Consider the following 18,583-nt stretch of genomic DNA (forward strand, 5'->3'; position numbering starts at 1 on the left):
ATGGAAAATATTTTGGATCTGTGGAATAAAGCACTTCAAAAAATAGAGACAAAATTGAGCAAACCTAGTTTTGAAACATGGATGAAGTCCACTAAAGCCCATTCTCTTCAAGGAGATACGCTGACTATTACTGCACCTAATGAATTTGCGAGGGACTGGCTCGAGTCAAGATACCTTCACTTAATTGCAGATACCATCTATGAACTGACAGGCGAAGAGCTCAGCATCAAATTTATCATTCCTCAAAATCAGGACGAAGAGGAAGCCATGCCAAAATCTCCAATCAAAAAAATGTCGAAAGAAGAACCCGTTGAAATTCCACAAAATATGCTGAATCCAAAATATACATTTGATACTTTTGTTATTGGTTCAGGCAACCGTTTTGCTCATGCAGCTTCACTTGCAGTCGCAGAAGCACCAGCAAAAGCATATAACCCGCTTTTTATTTATGGGGGCGTTGGTTTAGGAAAGACTCACTTAATGCATGCGATCGGTCATTACGTCATCGACCATAATCCATCAGCCAAAGTGGTCTATCTATCATCTGAAAAATTTACAAATGAATTTATCAACTCAATCCGGGACAACAAAGCAGTCGATTTCCGTAATCGCTATCGGAATGTAGATGTGCTTTTGATAGATGATATTCAATTTTTAGCAGGAAAAGAACAAACACAAGAAGAGTTTTTCCATACATTCAACACACTTCACGAAGAAAGTAAGCAAATCGTCATTTCTAGTGACCGGCCGCCAAAGGAAATTCCGACACTTGAAGACAGATTACGCTCTCGATTCGAATGGGGCTTAATTACAGACATTACCCCGCCAGATCTAGAAACGCGTATTGCGATCTTACGTAAAAAAGCAAAAGCAGAAGGTTTAGACATTCCGAATGAAGTCATGCTTTATATTGCCAATCAAATTGACAGCAACATTCGGGAACTGGAAGGTGCTTTGATTCGTGTTGTTGCTTACTCTTCTTTAATCAATAAAGACATCAATGCTGATCTGGCAGCTGAAGCCCTAAAGGACATCATTCCTTCATCAAAACCTAAGGTGATTACAATTAAAGATATTCAAAGAATTGTAGGGCAGCAATTTAATATTCGATTAGAAGATTTCAAAGCGAAGAAACGTACGAAATCAGTTGCTTATCCAAGACAAATTGCGATGTATCTCTCTAGAGAAATGACCGATTCCTCTCTACCTAAAATCGGAGAAGAATTTGGTGGACGAGATCATACGACCGTCATTCATGCTCATGAGAAAATTTCAAAATTAATCGTTGAAGATGAACAGCTTCAGCAGCATGTCAAAGAGATCAAAGAACAACTAAAATAATCAAGCTGATAAGATAAGTACGGGAAAATGTGAATAACTAGAGCATAGTCATACACAGTCTGTCCACATGTGGATAGGCTGTCTTTCCTTTCTTTCTACTGACTTATCCACATATTCACAAGCTCTACTAGTACTTCTACGATTTTTATTAAATAAATATATATACATGTCATTAAGAAAAATTAGGAGGACCACTATGAAATTCACGATTCAAAAAGATCGTCTTGTTGAAAGTGTCCAAGATGTATTAAAGGCCGTATCCTCTAGAACAACGATTCCTATTTTGACAGGGATTAAAATTGTTGCATCTGATGAAGGGGTTTCTCTCACAGGGAGCGATTCTGATATCTCAATCGAATCTTTTATTCCTCAAAGAGATGGAGATTTAGAAGTCATTACAATTGATCGACCAGGAAGTATTGTGCTGCAAGCCCGATTCTTTAGCGAAATCGTTAAGAAACTGCCTATGTCGACAGTCGAAATTGAGGTAGAACAAAATCATCTGACCATCATCCGCTCTGGTTCAGCAGAATTTAATTTAAACGGCTTAGATGCTGAAGAATATCCGCATCTGCCACAAATTGAAGAGCATCATGCTTTTCAAATTCCAACAGATTTGCTTAAAAACCTTATCCGTCAAACGGTTTTCGCAGTGTCCACCTCAGAAACACGACCTATCTTGACAGGTGTAAACTGGAAGGTTGAAAAAGGTGAATTAATATGCACAGCAACGGATAGCCATCGTCTTGCTTTAAGAAAAGCGAAGTTGGATATTAACGAGGAAAGCTCGTACAATGTGGTCATTCCAGGAAAGAGTTTAACAGAGCTAAGTAAAATTCTTGATGATGGACAAGATCTTGTGAGCATCGTCATTACGGAGACACAGGTTCTCTTTAAAGCACAGAACGTGCTATTCTTCTCAAGATTGCTGGACGGTAATTACCCAGATACAGCTCGCCTCATTCCGCAAGAAAGTAAAACGGATGTAGTGGTGAATACGAAAGAATTCCTTCAAGCGATTGATCGCGCGTCACTTTTAGCAAGAGAAGGGCGTAACAACGTTGTGAAGCTTTCTGCTGATCCTGCGCAAAGCCTTGAAATCTCTTCTAATTCGCCTGAAATCGGTAAAGTAGTTGAAACGGTGCAAGCAGATGACATTAAAGGGGAGGATCTCAAAATCTCTTTCAGTCCGAAATATATGCTTGATGCTTTAAAAGTATTAGAGGGAACAGAGATTCATGTCAGTTTCACTGGCGCAATGAGACCATTCCTATTACGCACGCCAAATGATGATTCCATTTTGCAATTGATTCTTCCAGTTAGAACGTATTAATTTGGTCTAAAATGGCTGCTGTGTGAGCGCACAGCAGCTTTTTTCCTCGTTTCCTTAGCTTTCTTTCATCCCAGTTCGCTTTCCCCCTTTCCTTCTTGTCTTGTTTTTTAGTACAATTAGATATTAGTGATATTGAAAGAGGTCGATACAATGCCTAATCTGATAACGATTGAAACAGAAATGATTACATTAGGGCAGTTTTTGAAATTAGCCGAAGTCATTCAATCTGGTGGAATGGCGAAGTGGTTTTTAAGTGAACATGAGGTGTTCATCAATCAAGAGCCAGATAATAGACGGGGACGCAAATTATACCCAGGTGATGTTGTCGAGATAGAAGGTCACGGCACATTTCAAGTTGTGAATTAGAAACGGGTGACAATACATGTACATTCAAAGTCTGGCGTTAACTTCATACCGAAACTATGAACACACCGAGCTTCAATTCGACAATAAGGTGAATGTGATGATTGGTGAGAACGCCCAAGGTAAAACGAACCTGATGGAAGCGATCTATGTATTGTCGATGGCAAAGTCTCATCGTACGTCAAATGATAAAGAACTTATCCGATGGGACGAAGACTATGCTAAAATAGAAGGTAGAGTCATCAAAAAAAATGGTCCACTCCCCATGCAGCTCGTGATCTCAAAAAAAGGAAAAAAGGGCAAGGTCAATCACATTGAACAACAGAAACTCAGTCATTATGTTGGTGCCTTGAACACCATCATGTTTGCACCAGAGGATCTCAGCCTTGTGAAAGGTAGCCCGCAAATCCGCAGAAGATTCCTCGACATGGAGATTGGACAAGTGTCTGCTGTCTACTTGCATGATTTATCGCTCTATCAAAAAATCCTCACTCAGCGAAATCATTACTTGAAACAATTGCAAACAAGAAAGCAAACGGATCAAGCGATGCTGGAGATTTTAACAGAGCAGTTGATTGATGCGGCAGCGAAGGTTGTCAAAAGACGACTGACTTTTACGAAACAGCTCGAAAAATGGGCGCAGCCGCTGCATTTTGGGATTTCAAGAGAGCTGGAAACGCTCACGCTCCAATACCAGACGGCCATAGAGGTATCAGAAGCGTCAGACTTGTCGAAAATAAAAAATAGCTATGAAGAATCGTTTCAGAAACTAAGAGACAGAGAAATAGACCGAGGGGTGACGCTATGGGGGCCTCACAGAGATGATCTTCTTTTCTTTGTGAATGGTCGGGATGTTCAGACATATGGCTCTCAAGGGCAGCAAAGAACAACAGCTCTTTCACTAAAGCTGGCAGAAATTGATCTGATTCATGAAGAAATCGGTGAATACCCAATTCTTCTACTCGATGATGTTTTATCTGAACTTGATGATTACAGACAGTCTCATTTGCTCCATACCATTCAGGGACGTGTACAGACCTTCGTCACCACAACAAGTGTTGAAGGCATCGATCACGCCACCTTGAAAGAAGCGGAAATTTTCAGAGTAGCCAGTGGAAAAGTAATTGACTGATAAATGAGGTGTGAGTCTTGTATATTCATTTAGGTGATGATTGTGTTGTTTCTACACGAGAGATTGTCGCAATTGTTGATTACAAAATGAGGTCATCTTCTGTTGTAGAGGAATTTCTTCAAAAACAAGAAGAACAAATCATTTCGTTGTCACAGGGGACACCCAAATCCATCGTCGTCACAACTAAATCTGTTTATTACTCTCCTCTTTCCTCAAGCACGCTCAAAAAACGTGCTTCATTTGTGATTGAAATTGAAGTCTAAAAGCTCAATTCATATAAATATATCGTTTAAGAAAAGTGTAGGTGAATGTACGTGGCAATGGAACAGCAACATAATAGTTATGATGAAAATCAGATACAGGTGCTCGAAGGACTAGAAGCGGTTAGAAAACGTCCAGGAATGTACATTGGGTCAACCAGTGCAAAAGGACTTCACCATCTTGTATGGGAAATTGTCGACAACAGTATTGATGAGGCTTTAGCTGGTTATTGTACAGACATTACAGTGCAAATTGAAAAAGATAATAGCATCACAGTGAAAGATAACGGCCGCGGAATTCCTGTTGGGATTCACGAAAAAATGGGACGTCCTGCTGTAGAGGTTATTATGACTGTTCTTCACGCTGGTGGTAAATTTGACGGCAGCGGTTATAAAGTATCTGGCGGTCTGCATGGTGTAGGGGCATCTGTTGTTAATGCGTTATCTACGACCTTAGACGTGACCGTATACCGTGATGGGAAAATTCATTATCAACAATTCAAACGCGGTGTTCCAGTTGGAGATTTAGAGATCATTGGTGAAACAGATGTAACAGGGACAACCACTCATTTTGTGCCAGATCCAGAAATTTTCACTGAAACCATTGAATTTGATTACGACACACTTGCTAACCGTGTACGTGAGTTAGCTTTCTTAACAAAAGGCGTCAACATCATCATTGAAGACTTACGCGAAGGTAAAGAGCGAAGAAACGAATACTGCTATGAAGGCGGTATTAAGAGCTATGTAGAACATTTGAATCGCTCGAAGGAAGTCGTTCATGAAGAACCAGTTTACATCGAGGGTGAAAAAGACGGAATCACCGTTGAAGTTGCACTGCAATACAACGATTCCTATACAAGCAATATTTATTCTTTCGCCAACAACATCAACACATATGAAGGCGGAACACATGAAGCAGGCTTTAAAACAGGTCTGACGCGTGTGATCAATGATTATGCTCGTAAAAATGGCGTATTCAAAGATGGTGACTCTAATTTGAGCGGTGAAGATGTACGAGAAGGCTTAACAGCCATTATCTCTATCAAACATCCAGACCCTCAATTTGAAGGACAAACGAAGACAAAGCTCGGTAACTCAGAAGCAAGAACCATTACCGACTCCCTCTTCTCCGAAGCACTTGAGAAATTCCTCTTAGAGAACCCTGATGCTGCAAAGAAAATTGTGGAGAAAGGTGTGATGGCAGCTCGTGCAAGAATGGCTGCCAAAAAGGCACGTGAGCTGACAAGACGTAAAAGTGCACTGGAAGTCTCTAGCTTGCCTGGGAAACTGGCAGACTGTTCTTCTAAAGATCCTTCCATCTCTGAGCTTTATATCGTAGAGGGAGATTCTGCGGGCGGATCTGCTAAGCAAGGTCGTGATCGACATTTCCAAGCGATCTTACCGTTAAGAGGGAAGATCCTAAACGTTGAAAAAGCCCGACTAGATAAAATTTTATCTAACAACGAGGTTCGTTCAATGATTACAGCGCTAGGGACTGGAATCGGAGAAGACTTCACTTTAGAGAAAGCACGTTATCACAAAATTGTGATCATGACTGATGCTGATGTTGATGGAGCGCATATTCGGACGCTACTCCTAACATTCTTCTATCGCTACATGCGTGAAATCATTGAAAACGGTTATGTGTATATTGCACAGCCGCCTTTATATAAAGTGCAGCAAGGAAAGCGTGTTGAATACGTGTATAACGATAAACAGCTAGATGAACTGTTAAAAACACTGCCTCAAACACCGAAACCTGGACTTCAGCGTTATAAAGGTCTTGGAGAGATGAATGCTACTCAGCTTTGGGAAACAACAATGGATCCTGATGCGAGAACACTTCTTCAAGTGACACTTGAGGATGCAATCGATGCTGATGAGACTTTTGAAATGCTAATGGGAGATAAAGTAGAGCCGAGACGTAACTTTATCGAAGAAAATGCACAATACGTAAAAAATCTTGATATTTAGATAGGTATCCCCCTTGAGAGCAACCTTATTTCTTGTTTGGAATAAGGTTGTTTTTCAAGAAACAGGGGCGTGAAACGAATGTCCTGGTTTTCTACGTTTCGTTGATTTTCTAGTAAATAAATGTGTATAAAGGCAAGATTATTGATATAATGGAGAATAGTCTTGTGAAGATAAATACATATTTTACTCCCACATAATTTATTTCATGTGATACGTAAAGGGAGGTTCTTATAGTGAGTGAACAACATACACCAAATGTACGCGAAGTGAATATTAGCCAAGAAATGCGTACGTCCTTTTTAGATTATGCAATGAGTGTTATTGTTTCGCGTGCATTACCAGATGTGCGAGACGGATTGAAGCCCGTGCATCGAAGAATTTTGTATGCGATGAATGACCTAGGTATGACAAGTGATAAACCATTTAAGAAATCTGCACGTATCGTTGGGGAAGTTATCGGTAAGTACCACCCTCACGGTGATAGCGCTGTATATGAAGCGATGGTTCGGATGGCGCAAGATTTCAACTATCGTAATATGCTGGTTGAAGGGCACGGGAACTTTGGTTCTGTCGATGGAGACGGTGCAGCAGCCATGCGTTATACCGAGGCACGTCTTTCTAAAATTTCGATGGAGATCCTGCGTGATATCACAAAGGACACCATTGATTATCAAGATAACTACGATGGCAGTGAAAGAGAGCCAGTCGTTATGCCTGCTAGGTTCCCGAACTTATTAGTGAACGGGGCAACTGGAATTGCTGTAGGGATGGCAACGAATATCCCGCCTCACCAACTAGGTGAAGTGATTGATGGGGTATTGGCAATTAGTCAAAATCCTGAAATGACGACACAGGAACTAATGGACATCATTCCAGGTCCAGACTTCCCAACTGCGGGACAAATCATTGGCCGAAGCGGTATTCGTAAAGCGTATGAAACAGGACGCGGCTCTATTACATTACGTGCAAAGTCAAATATCGAAGAAACATCTAGTGGTAAGCAGCGCATTATCATCAATGAGATTCCTTACCAGGTTAACAAAGCTCGTTTGATCGAAAAAATCGCTGATCTTGTCCGTGATAAAAAGATTGATGGCATTACAGATCTTCGTGATGAATCTGACCGTAATGGAATGAGAATTGTCATTGAACTGCGAAGAGACGCAAACGTCCATGTTCTATTAAACAATCTTTATAAACAAACGACACTTCAAACGTCCTTCGGTATTAACTTGCTTGCACTTGTTGATGGACAGCCGAAAGTGTTGTCTCTCAAACAATGTCTTGAATATTACCTTGAGCATCAGAAAGTGATCATTCGTCGAAGAACAGCGTATGAATTGCGTAAAGCGGAAGCAAGAGCTCATATTTTAGAAGGCTTAAGAATTGCGCTTGATCACTTAGATGAGGTGATTGCCTTAATTAGAGGCTCTCAAACTGCTGAAATTGCAAGAAATGGTTTGATGGAAAACTATAGCTTGTCTGAAAAACAAGCACAGGCCATTCTCGATATGCGACTCCAGCGTTTGACTGGTTTAGAAAGAGAGAAAATAGAAGATGAATACAAAGGGCTTGTTGAATTGATTGCTGAATTGAAAGCCATTCTAGCAGACAATGAGAAAGTTCTAGAGATCATTAGAGAAGAATTAACAGAAATCAAAGAACGCTTCAATGATACGCGTCGCACAGAAATTGTGACAGCGGGTATAGAAACAATCGAAGACGAAGATTTGATTCCTGTTGAAAATATAGTGATTACACTGACTCATAATGGTTATATTAAGCGCCTGCCTGCATCAACATACCGCAGTCAAAAAAGAGGCGGTAAAGGTGTACAAGGAATGGGAACCAACGAAGATGATTTCGTTGAACAGCTGATCTCAACATCTACGCACGATACGATTCTCTTCTTCTCTAATAAAGGGAAGGTCTATCGAGCAAAGGGCTATGAGATCCCTGAATTCGGACGAACAGCGAAAGGGATTCCGATTATTAACCTTCTTGAAGTAGAAAAGGGAGAGTGGATAAACGCCATTATTCCAGTCAGCGAATTTGATGAAGATTCGTATCTCTTCTTTACAACAAGACACGGTGTATCGAAACGAACGTCATTGTCTCAATTTGCAAACATCCGTAACAACGGTTTGATTGCACTCAGCCTGCGTGATGAAGATGAATTGATGGCTGTTCGTTTAACCAATGGTGAAAAACAAATCATCATCGGAACGAAAAAAGGAATGCTCATTCGTTTCGACGAGACAGATGTTCGTGAAATGGGGCGTACAGCAGCTGGAGTTAAAGGGATCACACTTTCTGAGGATGACATCGTCGTTGGAATGGAAATCCTTGAGCCAGATGCAAACGTATTGATCGTAACTGAAAAAGGTTATGGTAAATTAACGCCTGAAAAAGAATATCGTGTCCAAAGCCGTGGTGGTAAAGGTCTGAAAACGTGCAAGATCACTGACAACAACGGTCCGCTTGTTGCAGTGAAGGCGACTAACGCTGAAGCTGAAGAAGACTTGATGATTATCACAGGCAGTGGTGTCATCATCCGTATGGCCGTTTCAGATATCTCCACAACAGGCCGAGTCACTCAAGGTGTCCGCCTGATCCGTCTAGGTGATGATGAACATGTCGCTACAGTGGCATTAGTAGAACAATCACCAGAAGACGATGAAGAGAATAGTGAAGAAAACGTAGAAAATGTAGAGTCAGATCAAGAGCAATCTGAGTAAAAATAAAGCCGGTTTTTCACCGGCTTTATTTTTTTTTGAAAAAACATGATTTTTTTTGAAGTTTATAATGCTTTTTTCATAGATATGTGTTAATCTTTCAAAGGAGCAAAAAGAGGCTCTATTTTTTATCTCTTTCATAACAAAAACTTCTTAAAAAAATAAAATGTTTTTCAAGAAAAATGTTGACTATTGATAGAGATATATGATATATTTAAGTGGTCGCTTTGAGAGAGTGACAAACAAGTTCTTTGAAAACTAAACAAGACAAAACGTACCTGTTAATTCGAGTTTTTATAAAAAAATCCTATGATACATCATAGGTAGTCAGTCAAACTGGCGAAAAGCAAAACTTCGGTTTTGTACTTTTTCGGAGAGTTTGATCCTGGCTCAGGACGAACGCTGGCGGCGTGCCTAATACATGCAAGTCGAGCGGACAGAAGGGAGCTTGCTCCCGGATGTTAGCGGCGGACGGGTGAGTAACACGTGGGTAACCTGCCTGTAAGACTGGGATAACTCCGGGAAACCGGAGCTAATACCGGATAGTTCCTTGAACCGCATGGTTCAAGGATGAAAGACGGTTTCGGCTGTCACTTACAGATGGACCCGCGGCGCATTAGCTAGTTGGTGAGGTAACGGCTCACCAAGGCGACGATGCGTAGCCGACCTGAGAGGGTGATCGGCCACACTGGGACTGAGACACGGCCCAGACTCCTACGGGAGGCAGCAGTAGGGAATCTTCCGCAATGGACGAAAGTCTGACGGAGCAACGCCGCGTGAGTGATGAAGGTTTTCGGATCGTAAAGCTCTGTTGTTAGGGAAGAACAAGTGCAAGAGTAACTGCTTGCACCTTGACGGTACCTAACCAGAAAGCCACGGCTAACTACGTGCCAGCAGCCGCGGTAATACGTAGGTGGCAAGCGTTGTCCGGAATTATTGGGCGTAAAGGGCTCGCAGGCGGTTTCTTAAGTCTGATGTGAAAGCCCCCGGCTCAACCGGGGAGGGTCATTGGAAACTGGGAAACTTGAGTGCAGAAGAGGAGAGTGGAATTCCACGTGTAGCGGTGAAATGCGTAGAGATGTGGAGGAACACCAGTGGCGAAGGCGACTCTCTGGTCTGTAACTGACGCTGAGGAGCGAAAGCGTGGGGAGCGAACAGGATTAGATACCCTGGTAGTCCACGCCGTAAACGATGAGTGCTAAGTGTTAGGGGGTTTCCGCCCCTTAGTGCTGCAGCTAACGCATTAAGCACTCCGCCTGGGGAGTACGGTCGCAAGACTGAAACTCAAAGGAATTGACGGGGGCCCGCACAAGCGGTGGAGCATGTGGTTTAATTCGAAGCAACGCGAAGAACCTTACCAGGTCTTGACATCCTCTGACAACCCTAGAGATAGGGCTTTCCCTTCGGGGACAGAGTGACAGGTGGTGCATGGTTGTCGTCAGCTCGTGTCGTGAGATGTTGGGTTAAGTCCCGCAACGAGCGCAACCCTTGATCTTAGTTGCCAGCATTTAGTTGGGCACTCTAAGGTGACTGCCGGTGACAAACCGGAGGAAGGTGGGGATGACGTCAAATCATCATGCCCCTTATGACCTGGGCTACACACGTGCTACAATGGACAGAACAAAGGGCTGCGAGACCGCAAGGTTTAGCCAATCCCACAAATCTGTTCTCAGTTCGGATCGCAGTCTGCAACTCGACTGCGTGAAGCTGGAATCGCTAGTAATCGCGGATCAGCATGCCGCGGTGAATACGTTCCCGGGCCTTGTACACACCGCCCGTCACACCACGAGAGTTTGCAACACCCGAAGTCGGTGAGGTAACCTTTATGGAGCCAGCCGCCGAAGGTGGGGCAGATGATTGGGGTGAAGTCGTAACAAGGTAGCCGTATCGGAAGGTGCGGCTGGATCACCTCCTTTCTAAGGATATATGGAGCAGCGTACGTTTTTCGTCTTGTTTAGTTTTGAAGGAACTTGCAAAAGATCCTACAACATCATATCTTCGATATGAAAGATGGGCCTGTAGCTCAGCTGGTTAGAGCGCACGCCTGATAAGCGTGAGGTCGGTGGTTCGAGTCCACTCAGGCCCACCATCTTCTATTAAATCGGGGCCTTAGCTCAGCTGGGAGAGCGCCTGCCTTGCACGCAGGAGGTCAGCGGTTCGATCCCGCTAGGCTCCACCAACGTGTTCTTTGAAAACTAGATAACAATAAGTAATACATTCACATTGAATGCAATGCAAAGTTCATCACACATAGTGATTCTTTCTAAAGTAAGAAATGGTTAAGTTAGAAAGGGCGCACGGTGGATGCCTTGGCACTAGGAGCCGATGAAGGACGGGACGAACACCGATATGCTTCGGGGAGCTGTAAGCAAGCTTTGATCCGGAGATTTCCGAATGGGGAAACCCACTGCTCGTAATGGAGTAGTATCCATACTTGAATACATAGAGTATGAGAAGGCATACCCGGGGAACTGAAACATCTAAGTACCCGGAGGAAGAGAAAGCAAATGCGATTCCCTGAGTAGCGGCGAGCGAAACGGGAACAGCCCAAACCAAGAGGCTTGCCTCTTGGGGTTGTAGGACACTCTATACGGAGTTACAAAGGAACGATATAAGCGAAGAGGTCTGGAAAGGCCCGCCAAAGAAGGTAACAGCCCTGTAACTGAAATGTTGTTCTCTCCAGAGTGGATCCTGAGTACGGCGGAACACGTGAAATTCCGTCGGAATCCGGGAGGACCATCTCCCAAGGCTAAATACTCCCTAGTGACCGATAGTGAACCAGTACCGTGAGGGAAAGGTGAAAAGCACCCCGGAAGGGGAGTGAAATAGATCCTGAAACCGTGTGCCTACAAGTAGTCAGAGCCCGTTAACGGGTGATGGCGTGCCTTTTGTAGAATGAACCGGCGAGTTACGATCCCGTGCAAGGTTAAGCAGAAGATGCGGAGCCGCAGCGAAAGCGAGTCTGAATAGGGCGCATGAGTACGTGGTCGTAGACCCGAAACCAGGTGATCTACCCATGTCCAGGGTGAAGTTCAGGTAACACTGAATGGAGGCCCGAACCCACGCACGTTGAAAAGTGCGGGGATGAGGTGTGGGTAGGGGTGAAATGCCAATCGAACCTGGAGATAGCTGGTTCTCTCCGAAATAGCTTTAGGGCTAGCCTCAAGGTAAGAGTCTCGGAGGTAGAGCACTGATTGGACTAGGGGCCCCTACCGGGTTACCGAATTCAGTCAAACTCCGAATGCCGATGACTTATCCTTGGGAGTCAGACTGCGAGTGATAAGATCCGTAGTCGAAAGGGAAACAGCCCAGACCGCCAGCTAAGGTCCCAAAGTATACGTTAAGTGGAAAAGGATGTGGAGTTGCTTAGACAACCAGGATGTTGGCTTAGAAGCAGCCACCATTTAAAGAGTGCGTAATAGCTCACTGGTCGAGTGACTCTGCGCCGAAAATGTACCGGGGCTAAACGTATCACCGAAGCTGCGGACTGTTCTTACGAACAGTGGTAGGAGAGCGTTCTAAGTGCAGTGAAGTCAGACCGGAAGGACTGGTGGAGCGCTTAGAAGTGAGAATGCCGGTATGAGTAGCGAAAGACGGGTGAGAATCCCGTCCACCGAATGCCTAAGGTTTCCTGAGGAAGGCTCGTCCGCTCAGGGTTAGTCGGGACCTAAGCCGAGGCCGAAAGGCGTAGGCGATGGACAACAGGTTGATATTCCTGTACCACCTCCTCACCATTTGAGCAATGGGGGGACGCAGGAGGATAGGGTAAGCGCGGTATTGGATATCCGCGTCCAAGCAGTTAGGCTGGGAAATAGGCAAATCCGTTTCCCGTGAAGGCTGAGCTGTGATGGCGAGCGAAATTTAGTAGCGAAGTTCCTGATTCCACACTGCCAAGAAAAGCCTCTAGCGAGGTGAGAGGTGCCCGTACCGCAAACCGACACAGGTAGGCGAGGAGAGAATCCTAAGGTGATCGAGAGAACTCTCGTTAAGGAACTCGGCAAAATGACCCCGTAACTTCGGGAGAAGGGGTGCTTCTTAGGGTGTTAAAGCCCCGAGAAGCCGCAGTGAATAGGCCCAGGCGACTGTTTAGCAAAAACACAGGTCTCTGCGAAGCCGTAAGGCGAAGTATAGGGGCTGACGCCTGCCCGGTGCTGGAAGGTTAAGAGGAGCGCTTAGCGTAAGCGAAGGTGCGAATTGAAGCCCCAGTAAACGGCGGCCGTAACTATAACGGTCCTAAGGTAGCGAAATTCCTTGTCGGGTAAGTTCCGACCCGCACGAAAGGCGCAACGATCTGGGCACTGTCTCAACGAGAGACTCGGTGAAATTATAGTACCTGTGAAGATGCAGGTTACCCGCGACAGGACGGAAAGACCCCGTGGAGCTTTACTGCAGCCTGATATTGAATGTTGGTACAGCTTGTACAGGATAGGTAGGAGCCTTGGAAACCGGAGCGCTAGCTTCGGTGGAGGCATCGGTGGGATACTACCCTGGCTGTATTGACCTTCTAACCCGCTGCCCTTATCGGGCAGGGAGACAGTGTCAGGTGGGCAGTTTGACTGGGGCGGTCGCCTCCTAAAATGTAACGGAGGCGCCCAAAGGTTCCCTCAGAATGGTTGGAAATCATTCGCAGAGTGTAAAGGCACAAGGGAGCTTGACTGCGAGACCTACAAGTCGAGCAGGGACGAAAGTCGGGCTTAGTGATCCGGTGGTTCCGCATGGAAGGGCCATCGCTCAACGGATAAAAGCTACCCCGGGGATAACAGGCTTATCTCCCCCAAGAGTCCACATCGACGGGGAGGTTTGGCACCTCGATGTCGGCTCATCGCATCCTGGGGCTGTAGTCGGTCCCAAGGGTTGGGCTGTTCGCCCATTAAAGCGGTACGCGAGCTGGGTTCAGAACGTCGTGAGACAGTTCGGTCCCTATCCGTCGCGGGCGCAGGAAATTTGAGAGGAGCTGTCCTTAGTACGAGAGGACCGGGATGGACGCACCGCTGGTGTACCAGTTGTTCTGCCAAGGGCATCGCTGGGTAGCTATGTGCGGACGGGATAAGTGCTGAAAGCATCTAAGCATGAAGCCCCCCTCAAGATGAGATTTCCCATTCCGCAAGGAAGTAAGATCCCTGAAAGATGATCAGGTTGATAGGTCTGAGGTGGAAGCGTGGTGACACGTGGAGCTGACAGATACTAATAGATCGAGGACTTAACCTATATTCTAATGTGAAAAATGAACATTGTTATCTAGTTTTGAGAGAACATTCTCTCCATCAGGTTTGGTGGCGATAGCGAAGAGGTCACACCCGTTCCCATACCGAACACGGAAGTTAAGCTCTTCAGCGCCGATGGTAGTTGGGGGTTTCCCCCTGTGAGAGTAGGACGCCGCCAAGCTTTTCAAAGGATCAGTTCCAGTCGGAACTGGTCTTTTTTGTGTTTTCTTCTAGCAGCATCATGATATAAGCCGGAAACTTGTCCTCTGCAATCTCCATATAACGTTCAATCATGACATAATCATCACTAATGTATTGAGATAAAAGCTCGTACCACCATTCTGTTTCGTAGCGGGCAATCATACTGAGATTATACATTAACAAGTAATGGCTGATGATCTCAGGAATCCCTAAAAAGGCATCTCGCGTTGATGGAATGAACCATTGATTCATTTCTAAATCATAATGAAGATGAGTAGCAAGAGCAGGGTTTTCTTCTGAACATACATCAAATGTTAGTTTTTTAGCCTCTCGTTGCTTAAGCTTCCAAGTTGTATGGAACTCAAAATATTCAATAAAACGTTCGGCAGACATATTATAGAGCAAGGGAATATGATCTTGAATCAACATGCCATTTGCTTGTTCTACTTTCACTAAAGTAGAGGGTTGTTTTTGAAACTCCAGAATATGACCCATTTCAGGTATTTTTGAAAGGAGATTGATCATCGTAAATCGTTCATCTTCAAGACCATTTAAATGAAATAAGTGCTTTAATACATGCATACATAATCCGTTTCGCTGAATCTTGACTTCATCCTCACTAAAACGATAATGTTGCTTCTTTCTTTTTCTTGAGGTGACACCATGAGCTAAGACAGAGGTTTGAGAAGGATAGTCGGGATCCACTGTCAGCAAACATGCCTTTAACAGTTGTGCCATTCCATAAAACAATAAAATCGGTTTTAGTTCAAGCGGAGCTGATGCGGCTTGGTCATAAAATGTATGACCGTGCTTTAAAAAGTAAATAAATCGTTCACAGTTTTTATAGGCTTGTTGGTTTGCATCCTGAATATTCCGTTTCTCGTACTGTTGAAATAGAAACTTTTGGGAAGTTTCAAGTGAGTAAAAACGTTTTAAATCCTTCCATCCTGAACTTTTCATCTTCTTCCTCAACTCTCTTTATATTTTCTAAAAATTGCAACTGTTTGTTGCTTCCTTGACATGCTGTTTCCTAGTTGATAATCTACATATAATATTTTGCCGAAAAGAGGGGGATTTACTAATGTGGGAAAGTAAATTTTCAAAAGAAGGTTTGACGTTTGACGATGTGTTGCTTGTTCCAGCAAAGTCTGAGGTGCTTCCGCGTGATGTCAATTTATCAGTTGAGTTAACAAGCACTTTAAAGCTGAACATTCCAATTATTAGTGCAGGAATGGATACTGTGACGGAATCGCAAATGGCGATTGCAATGGCACGTCAAGGTGGTCTTGGAATCATCCATAAGAACATGTCTATTGAGCAGCAAGCTGAACAAGTGGACAAGGTAAAACGTTCAGAGCGTGGCGTTATTACAAATCCATTTTTCTTAACACCAGATCATCAAGTATTCGATGCAGAACATTTAATGGGTAAATATCGTATTTCTGGTGTACCGATTGTTAATAACGAACAAGATCAAAAGCTTGTTGGGATTATTACGAACCGTGACCTTCGTTTTATTTCGGATTATTCAATGAAGATTAGCGACGTGATGACAAAAGAGGAACTTGTGACAGCTTCTGTTGGAACAACATTAGAAGAAGCTGAAAAAATCCTTCAGCAATATAAAATTGAAAAATTACCTCTTTTAGATGACGAAGGAACATTAAAAGGTCTCATCACCATCAAAGATATTGAAAAAGTGATTGAATTCCCTAACTCCTCTAAAGATGCACATGGCCGTTTAATTGTTGGTGCCGCTGTAGGTGTCACTGGCGATACAATGACTCGTGTGAAAAAATTAGTAGAAGCCAATGTTGATGTGATCGTCATTGATACAGCACACGGTCATTCTCAAGGTGTTCTAGACACTGTATCGAAAATCCGTGAAACGTATCCTTCTCTTAACATCATTGCTGGTAACGTTGCAACAGCTGAAGCAACAAAAGCATTGTTTGAAGCTGGAGCAGATATTGTAAAAGTGGGTATTGGACCAGGATCGATTTGTACAACACGTGTTGTTGCAGGGGTCGGTGTACCACAAATCACAGCGATTTATGACTGTGCAACAGAAGCAAGAAAGCATGGTAAATCTATTATTGCAGATGGTGGAATTAAATATTCAGGTGATATCGTGAAAGCATTAGCTTCTGGTGGACATGCTGTTATGCTAGGAAGCCTTCTTGCTGGTACATCTGAAAGCCCAGGAGAAACAGAAATTTTCCAAGGCAGACGTTTCAAAGTATATCGTGGTATGGGTTCTGTTGCTGCAATGGAAAAAGGAAGTAAAGATCGTTACTTCCAAGAAGATAATAAAAAATTCGTTCCAGAAGGTATCGAAGGACGTACACCGTATAAAGGACCAGTTGTTGACACTGTTTATCAACTCGTTGGCGGTATTCGCTCTGGTATGGGCTACTGTGGAACACAGGACTTACGTACTCTTAGAGAAGAAGCACAATTCATTCGCATGACAGGTGCAGGTCTTCGTGAGAGCCATCCACATGATGTACAAATTACAAAAGAATCACCAAACTACACAATTTCTTGATAAATTGTGACAATCAAATTACATTTGACAGGGTCTATGACTCTGTCTATTTTTTTTGTCTTTATTGTGATAAAATTTATACTGTTGTGTCGAAATAAGCCCTTGTGGATTAAATATATATGAAAAACGTCGAAAAAAGATGAATACGGAGGTATGACGATTGAACAGCAAGATGTTGAAACAGCTTATGGTCTCTATCCTTGCATTGGCATTGATTGTTACTGCATTTACCCCAATGTCCAAAGCAAAAGCGGCTGAAGATCCATTCAATGTGAATGCGAAAGCAGCCATCCTTATTGAAGCTTCTACAGGTAAAATTCTTTATAGTAAAAACGCAGAACAAAGACTGCCTATTGCAAGTATGGCAAAGATGATGACAGAGTATCTATTACTAGAGGCAATTGCTGAAGGCAAAGTGAAATGGGATCAAACATATACGCCAGATGATTACGTGTACGAAATTTCTCAGGACCGCAGTTTATCCAATGTTCCATTGAGAAAAGATGGTTCGTATACTGTCAAAGAACTTTATCAAGCAACGGCTATTTATTCAGCAAATGCAGCAGCAATTGGTCTAGCAGAGGTAATCGCTGGATCAGAATCAAAGTTTGTTGAAAAAATGAATGCAAAAGCAAAAGAACTTGGCTTAACCAATTACAAATTCGTGAATGCAACTGGATTAGAAAATAAAGACTTACATGGCAAACAGCCAAAAGGTACGGGACCTGATGAAGAAAGCGAAGTTTCCGCAAAGGATATGGCTTTGCTTGCACAGCATCTCATCAAAGATCATCCAGAAATTCTTGAAACAGCAAGCATCGCGAAAACAAAGTTCAGAGAAGGCACAGATGACGAAATGGACATGCCAAACTGGAACTTTATGCTTAAAGGACTTGTGAAAGAATATGAAGGCGTAGACGGTCTGAAAACGGGCTCTACTGATTCAGCTGGTTCTAGCTTCACAGGTACAGCAAAACGTGGTGACATGCGTGTGATCGCAGTTGTCCTGAATGCTAAAGGGAATCTTCATACAGCTCGTTTTGATGTGGCGAAAAAATTGTTCGATTATGCCTTTAAAAACTTCACGATGAAAGAAATGTACAAAAAAGGCCAACAAATCAAGGGACATGAAAACATCGAAGTCGATAAAGGGAAAGATAAAGAAGTACCCGTCGTGACGAAAGAAGCTTTCTCTGTACCGGTTAAAAATGGTGACGAGAAGAGCTATAAAGCGAAAGTAAATATTGATAAAAAGAACCTAGAAGCTCCTATTAAAAAAGGAACAAAGGTTGGCATGCTGACGACTTCTTATTCTGGTGATGAGAAGGACTACGGCTATTTGAGTAAAGACCAATCAGGTGTTGAGCTTGTGACGAAAACAGGTGATGAAAAAGCAAACTGGTTCATCCTTGCAATGCGTGGTGTAGGTGGATTCTTCGCTGGCATTTGGGGCGGAATCGTCGACACAGTAAAAGGTTGGTTCTAATAA

General features: G+C 43.5%; 10 protein-coding genes, 2 tRNA genes and 3 rRNA genes. 14 read left to right on the forward strand and 1 reads right to left on the reverse strand.

Annotated elements, in window-relative coordinates:
* The 12 genes from dnaA (at position 1) to rrf (ending at position 14,526) form a co-directional block, all read left to right on the forward strand.
* Positions 1-1,341, forward strand: coding sequence for a chromosomal replication initiator protein DnaA (gene dnaA / locus NST24_RS00005; RefSeq protein WP_008347594.1), 1,341 nt, complete (start codon positions 1-3; stop codon positions 1,339-1,341).
* 196 nt (positions 1,342-1,537) lie between these two features.
* A complete protein-coding gene (dnaN, locus tag NST24_RS00010; protein WP_008347596.1) occupies positions 1,538-2,674 on the forward strand; it encodes a DNA polymerase III subunit beta in 1,137 nt (378 codons plus the stop codon).
* 150 nt (positions 2,675-2,824) lie between these two features.
* Positions 2,825-3,040, forward strand: a complete 216-nt coding sequence (yaaA, locus tag NST24_RS00015) for a S4 domain-containing protein YaaA (protein ID WP_008347598.1) — start codon at positions 2,825-2,827, stop codon at positions 3,038-3,040.
* A 16-nt stretch (positions 3,041-3,056) separates the two neighbouring features.
* The gene (gene recF, locus NST24_RS00020; protein ID WP_007497487.1) at positions 3,057-4,169 is read left to right on the forward strand and encodes a DNA replication/repair protein RecF; all 1,113 of its coding nucleotides are present in this window, start codon (positions 3,057-3,059) and stop codon (positions 4,167-4,169) included.
* Positions 4,170-4,186: 17 nt separating this feature from the next.
* Positions 4,187-4,432, forward strand: coding sequence for an extracellular matrix/biofilm biosynthesis regulator RemA family protein (locus NST24_RS00025; RefSeq protein WP_024718423.1), 246 nt, complete (start codon positions 4,187-4,189; stop codon positions 4,430-4,432).
* Positions 4,433-4,489: 57 nt separating this feature from the next.
* A complete protein-coding gene (gyrB, locus tag NST24_RS00030) occupies positions 4,490-6,406 on the forward strand; it encodes a DNA topoisomerase (ATP-hydrolyzing) subunit B (protein ID WP_024718422.1) in 1,917 nt (638 codons plus the stop codon).
* A 233-nt stretch (positions 6,407-6,639) separates the two neighbouring features.
* Positions 6,640-9,144: a DNA gyrase subunit A gene (gyrA, locus tag NST24_RS00035; protein WP_100325657.1), complete on the forward strand. Its 2,505-nt coding sequence runs from the start codon at positions 6,640-6,642 to the stop codon at positions 9,142-9,144.
* A gap of 364 nt (positions 9,145-9,508) precedes the next feature.
* A 16S ribosomal RNA gene (locus NST24_RS00040) occupies positions 9,509-11,057 on the forward strand.
* A gap of 96 nt (positions 11,058-11,153) precedes the next feature.
* Positions 11,154-11,230: transfer RNA gene (locus NST24_RS00045), tRNA-Ile, on the forward strand.
* Between the two features lie 14 nt (positions 11,231-11,244).
* A tRNA-Ala gene (locus NST24_RS00050) sits at positions 11,245-11,320 on the forward strand.
* A 98-nt stretch (positions 11,321-11,418) separates the two neighbouring features.
* Positions 11,419-14,349 (forward strand): 23S ribosomal RNA (locus NST24_RS00055).
* A gap of 61 nt (positions 14,350-14,410) precedes the next feature.
* Positions 14,411-14,526, forward strand: a 5S ribosomal RNA gene (gene rrf / locus NST24_RS00060).
* The 16S, 23S and 5S rRNA genes sit together here with 2 tRNA genes alongside, the layout of an rRNA operon.
* Positions 14,527-14,537: 11 nt before the next feature.
* Here rrf and NST24_RS00065 read toward each other — a convergent pair.
* On the reverse strand, positions 14,538-15,506 hold the full coding sequence (locus NST24_RS00065; protein WP_342462159.1) for a YaaC family protein: 969 nt from the start codon (positions 15,504-15,506) through the stop codon (positions 14,538-14,540).
* A gap of 121 nt (positions 15,507-15,627) precedes the next feature.
* Between NST24_RS00065 and guaB the strand changes: the two genes are divergently transcribed.
* Positions 15,628-17,094, forward strand: coding sequence for an IMP dehydrogenase (guaB, locus tag NST24_RS00070; protein ID WP_008342039.1), 1,467 nt, complete (start codon positions 15,628-15,630; stop codon positions 17,092-17,094).
* A 160-nt stretch (positions 17,095-17,254) separates the two neighbouring features.
* Positions 17,255-18,580, forward strand: coding sequence for a D-alanyl-D-alanine carboxypeptidase family protein (locus NST24_RS00075; RefSeq protein ID WP_008342036.1), 1,326 nt, complete (start codon positions 17,255-17,257; stop codon positions 18,578-18,580).
* The last annotated feature ends 3 nt before the right edge of the window (positions 18,581-18,583 follow it).

The organism is Bacillus sp. FSL R5-0286, from assembly GCF_038593245.1.
Lineage (GTDB): Bacteria > Bacillota > Bacilli > Bacillales > Bacillaceae > Bacillus > Bacillus altitudinis.